The sequence below is a fragment of the Clostridium mucosae genome (assembly GCF_024622765.1).
In the GTDB taxonomy this organism is placed as follows: domain Bacteria; phylum Bacillota; class Clostridia; order Clostridiales; family Clostridiaceae; genus Clostridium.
The window spans coordinates 1-1,842 of sequence record NZ_JANKAF010000055.1 but is presented as its reverse complement, the minus strand read 5'-3'; the positions used below and the strand labels follow the sequence as shown (position 1 = coordinate 1,842).

1 protein-coding gene is annotated in these 1,842 nt (G+C 28.6%); it reads left to right on the top strand.

All coding sequences use genetic code 11. From position 1 onward, the window contains the following. Positions 1–48: 48 nt before the first annotated feature. A complete protein-coding gene (locus tag NSA50_RS19625; protein WP_257448234.1) occupies positions 49–1,806 on the top strand; it encodes a hypothetical protein in 1,758 nt (585 codons plus the stop codon). The last annotated feature ends 36 nt before the right edge of the window (positions 1,807–1,842 follow it).

The following is a 1,842-nucleotide window of genomic DNA, read 5'->3' as shown; positions in this document are numbered from 1 at the left end:
TACAATTGTAGGCTCTTTTTAATATAAAATAAAAGGAAGTGAATTAAAATGAGTTTAAATGATTTACCTAATCCAAATAGTAGAATGGAAAAATATTTAGCTTATATGAATGGTAAGGAAAAAGATTTAAACAACTTACCAAAACCTATGTCCAGAATAGATGAATATTTATATCATTTATGCACTAACTGGAATAATTCAAGTAGTGAATTTGAAGAAGAAAATGTTGAAAAGTATTTTATAATTGCAGTTGCTGGACAATCAAATGCAGTAGGATATGATGAATCAGTAGTATCATCAATAGTTAGTAAAAATATTAATGAGAATAGAATCAAGCAGTTAGGATTATATGAAGATGATAATTTGAAAGTTATACCACTTGGACACTGTGCTCAGAGTTTTCAAGATATGAGAAATATGTCTAATCCAAACAGTCTAAACTTTAAGGGGACTAAAGGACTTCATTTACCACTTGGAAATCTATTATTGAAGCATATACCAGAAGAATATAAAATTGTATTCCTTCCAGTAGCTTACGGTGGAACTGGATTTAATTCAGGCAAGGTAGGAACATATGATCAAAATACAATGAAACCATCATCAGGAGCTTTAAAATGGAGTGATACAAGTCCATATTTTTTAGCTTTTAGAGATAGACTTAAATATCTATTAGATTTAAATCAAGATAATATATTTGGTGGCGTTATATGGATCCAGGGAGAGAATGATAAAACTAATGCAAGTACTCATAAGGCAGCCTTTGAAAGAATGACAAATACTTTTTTTGAATATTTTAATAATAATGGATATGAAAATAGAGTTAAAAAGGGAGTATGGGATAAAGATATATGGTATAACGTAGAAACTGTATCTTATTGGTACCTACAAGGGCAATGTAAAGAGATATGGGAGAACTATAAAAATTGGAATCCTAATACGTATGTAGATATACCTAGAGATACAGAAACTAATGCAGTTAATGGAACAGGAGTAACTTCAAGTACACGCCAATCTCACTTTGGTAATAATGCTTATCAAAAGGTAGTTGCACCTAGAATAGTAGAAAAAATGCTAGTGAACAATGCTTTATTTAATAATGATAATGAAATATCAAACACTAAATTATCTAAGTTAAATTACGATACAACTGAAAATGCAATAAGTAAAGATATTTCATTAACAGATATAACTAAAACTAATACAGCAGAAGTACTTACTTTAGAAAATGGAATTATAAGCGTATCACCAAATCCTAGTGGATATCCAAGTAGGTATATGTTTGATAATAATACGTATAAAATAGAATTTGAAGTAACAAGGGGGATTTATTGGTTTATTTATAAAGGAGATATAAATACTAAATTTTCAATGATAGGATTAGGAGCAATGGATAGAACCCATAACATAGCAGACGTAACAGTAAGTCCAAGTAATGCTTTAACTGTTAAATATACAGGGAAGAACTTCCCTAACTTACAGTATGATTTTATAGATGGAGATAAAATAGCTATTTATAGAAATACAGATGGAACATTTAGCTTTTATATAAATAAAAAAGATATAGGAAAGTATGTTTTGTGGTTTAAATTTAACCCTAGGGAATATCCAACTGAAAGTAGTGATACACCTTTATTTGGATTTATTGAAGGAATTAGTGGAGGGGAAGCTCTAACTGGATATAACTTAGGTAATTTATTTAAAAATGCAGTTATCCAAAAAGAGCAAGGATTTAATAATAACGATACTTTAGATACAAGAATATATAATACAGTACAAGATATTTTAAAAAAGTTTAATCTTATATAGTAGAGCTTACAATTGTAGGCTCTTTTTAATATAAAA

Excerpts from the sequence above, each read along its gene's own strand:
- NSA50_RS19625 (WP_257448234.1), top strand. The coding sequence starts at position 49 with ATGAGTTTAAATGATTTACCTAATCCAAATAGTAGAATGGAAAAATAT.